This is a genomic window from Brevundimonas sp. NPDC055311 (genome assembly GCF_053645695.1).
In genome coordinates this window covers 2,285-5,902 of record NZ_JBSHMV010000011.1, presented here as the reverse complement: position 1 = coordinate 5,902, position 3,618 = coordinate 2,285, and the positions used below count along the sequence as shown (strand labels likewise).

Here is a 3,618-nt window from a genome sequence, read left to right as displayed (position 1 = left end):
TGGGTGCGGGAGCAGGATTTGAACCTGCGACCTTCAGGTTATGAGCCTGACGAGCTACCGGGCTGCTCCATCCCGCGGCAAGGCGGTGCGTAAAGGAAGAAAGGTTCGAGAATATCATTCATGTGTGTCGGGTAGACCCGGCGGCGACCTACTCTCCCGCGCCTTAAGACGAAGTACCATCGGCTCTGGAGGTCTTAACGACCGAGTTCGGAATGGGATCGGGTGGGGAACCTCCGACAGAGCCACCAGGTCAACCCGACACACACGAATGAAATGAGAAGATATCGTCTTTTGATTTCGGCAAGTAAAAACCGAATGAGTTTTGCTGAGAAACGATCAAGCCGATCGGATTATTAGTACCAGTAAGCTTCACACGTCACCGCGCTTCCACACCTGGCCTATCAACGTGGTAGTCTTCCACGATCCTCAGCGAAGCCTTGTTTTGAGGTTAGTTTCCCGCTTAGATGCTTTCAGCGGTTATCTATTCCATACTTAGCTACCCTGCTGCGCGGCTGGCGCCACGACAGGTCCACCAGAGGTATGTCCATCCCGGTCCTCTCGTACTAGGGACAGATCCTCTCAAGCTTCGAACACCCACGGCAGATAGGGACCAAACTGTCTCACGACGTTCTGAACCCAGCTCACGTACCACTTTAAACGGCGAACAGCCGTACCCTTGGGACCTGCTCCAGCCCCAGGATGTGATGAGCCGACATCGAGGTGCCAAACTTTGCCGTCGATATGGACTCTTGGGCAAAATCAGCCTGTTATCCCTAGAGTACCTTTTATCCGTTGAGCGATGGCCCTTCCACGCGGGACCACCGGATCACTATGGCCGACTTTCGTCTCTGCTCGACTTGTCAGTCTCGCAGTCAGGCTAGCTTATGCCATTGCACTCGACGACCGATTTCCGACCGGTCTGAGCTAACCATCGCGCGCCTCCGTTACACTTTGGGAGGCGACCGCCCCAGTCAAACTACCCACCACGCCATGTCCCGGGACCGGATAACGGCCCTCGGTTAGACGTCAACGACAGTAAGGGTGGTATTTCAAGGATGGCTCCACCAGAGCTGGCGCCCCGGCTTCATAGCCTCCCACCTATCCTACACATACGGTCGCTAACGCCAAGGCGAAGCTATAGTAAAGGTTCATAGGGTCTTTCCGTCTGACCGCGGGAACCCCGCATCTTCACGGGGAATTCAATTTCACTGAGCCTGTGCTGGAGACAGTGGGGAAGTCGTTACGCCATTCGTGCAGGTCGGAACTTACCCGACAAGGAATTTCGCTACCTTAGGACCGTTATAGTTACGGCCGCCGTTTACCTGGGCTTCAGTTCGGAGCTTTCACTCCTCCCTTTAACCTTCAGGCACCGGGCAGGCGTCAGACCCTATACGTCGCATTGATGCTTCGCAGAGCCCTATGTTTTTGCTAAACAGTCGCTACCCCCTGGCTTGTGCCACTCATTCCTGGTTGCCCAGGGTGAGTCACGCTTTTTCCGAAGTTACGCGTGCAATTTGCCGAGTTCCTTCAGCACAGTTCTCTCAAGCGCCTTGGTATACTCTACCTGACCACCTGTGTCGGTTTCGGGTACGGTCTCTGCTGGAGTTATTTCCAGGGACAACGCCACCGCCGGGAACAATCCAATAAGCCCCGACGACTTATGCCATCCGTCACTTCCAGCTGGTGCAGGAATATTTACCTGCTTCCCATCGACTACGCTTTTCAGCCTCGCCTTAGGGGCCGACTAACCCTGCGCAGATTAGCTTTACGCAGGAACCCTTGGTCTTTCGGCGACAGTGTTTCTCACACTGTTTATCGTTACTCATGTCAGCATTCTCACTTCCGATACCTCCAGCCAACCTCACGGTTGACCTTCACAGGCTTACGGAACGCTCCGCTACCGCTTGCAGTAAACTGCAAACCCATATCTTCGGCGCATGGCTTTAGCCCCGTTACATTTTCCGCGCAGGATCGCTTGATCAGTGAGCTGTTACGCTTTCTTTAAAGGATGGCTGCTTCTAAGCCAACCTCCTGATTGTCAAAGCAATCCCACATCGTTTCCCACTTAGCCATGACTTGGGGGCCTTAGATGATGGTTAGGGTTGTTTCCCTTTTCACGACGGACGTTAGCACCCGCCGTGTGTCTGCCCGATAGTACTCCTGGGTATTCGGAGTTTGGTTAGTATTGGTACCGCTCGCGCAGCCCGCAACCATCCAGTGCTCTACCCCCCAGGGTATTCGTCGGACGCTCTACCTAAATAGATTTCGCGGAGAACCAGCTATGTCCAGGTTTGATTGGCCTTTCACCCCTATCCACAAGTCATCCCAGAATTTTTCAACATTCACGGGTTCGGACCTCCAGTAAGTGTTACCTTACCTTCATCCTGCTCATGGATAGATCACCTGGTTTCGGGTCGTCATACGTCGAACTTAGCGCCCTATTCAGACTCGCTTTCGCTGCGCCTACACCTAACGGCTTAAGCTTGCTCGACACATGAAGTCGCTGACCCATTATACAAAAGGTACGCCGTCACCGCGCTTGGCGGCTCCGACTGCTTGTAGGCTTCCGATTTCAGGATCTGTTTCACTCCCCTTGTCGGGGTGCTTTTCACCTTTCCCTCACGGTACTTGTTCACTATCGGTCGTAGAGGAGTACTTAGGCTTGGAGGGTGGTCCCCCCATGTTCAGACAGGATTTCACGTGTCCCGCCCTACTCGAGTCTCTTGCTGTTTGACGTCTACGGGGCTGTCACCCGCTATGGCCGGACTTTCCATTCCGTTCGACTTTATTTCACAAGAGCACTGGCCTGGTCCCGGTTCGCTCGCCACTACTACGGGAGTCTCGGTTGATGTCCTTTCCTCCGGGTACTGAGATGTTTCAGTTCCCCGGGTTCGCTCAATGAACCCTATGTATTCAGGTCATTGTACCTTTTAGCGATCCACCAATCGCTGCCCAGAAGAGCAGAGTTGGAAGACCGCAAAGGTGGGTTTCCCCATTCGGAAATAGCCGGATCAAAGGGTGCTAGCGCCTCCCCGGCTCTTATCGCAGCTTGCCACGTCCTTCATCGCCTCTCTACGCCAAGGCATCCGTCAGAAGCCCTTCAACGCTTGATCGTTTCTCAGCAAAACTCATACATGGGCTGCTCCGGGGGATGGAAAGAGGTATCCGCCGGACCCACGTCTGATTTTTACTTTGCCAGACGATATCTTCTCGAACCTGACCTGAAAGCTTATGAGGAGCCGGTCAAATTCTTCCTTTACAATGTCAATGCACCTGGCGAAGCCGCCAGACGCAAACCTGTTTGATCGCGAAAACATTCTCCAAACTGCGCTCAAGTAGCCGACAGGCGGTAGCGCAAAGAGAAATGGTGGAGCCAGACGGAGTCGAACCGACGACATCCTGCTTGCAAAGCAGGCGCTCTACCAACTGAGCTATGGCCCCGTTCAGGGTTAAGCCAGGAGAGCAACATCAGCGACCATCGCACATCCTCACCAGAGGACTGGTAGGCCCGGGCAGACTCGAACTGCCGACCTTACGCTTATCAGGCGTACGCTCTAACCACCTGAGCTACGGGCCTAGGGCAGTGCGACAGCCGGGAAACCCCAGGCTCGCGATCGT

At 54.3% G+C, this 3,618-nt stretch carries 3 tRNA genes and 2 rRNA genes; all 5 read right to left on the bottom strand.

Annotation, left to right across the window (positions count from 1 at the left end):
* A tRNA-Met gene (locus ACWIDZ_RS15970) sits at nucleotides 1-77 on the bottom strand.
* Nucleotides 78-135: 58 nt separating this feature from the next.
* Nucleotides 136-250 (bottom strand): 5S ribosomal RNA (gene rrf / locus ACWIDZ_RS15965).
* 82 nt (nucleotides 251-332) lie between these two features.
* A 23S ribosomal RNA gene (locus ACWIDZ_RS15960) occupies nucleotides 333-3,113 on the bottom strand.
* Between the two features lie 252 nt (nucleotides 3,114-3,365).
* Nucleotides 3,366-3,441 (bottom strand) — tRNA-Ala (locus ACWIDZ_RS15955).
* 59 nt (nucleotides 3,442-3,500) lie between these two features.
* Nucleotides 3,501-3,577: transfer RNA gene (locus ACWIDZ_RS15950), tRNA-Ile, on the bottom strand.
* Nucleotides 3,578-3,618: the final 41 nt, after the last annotated feature.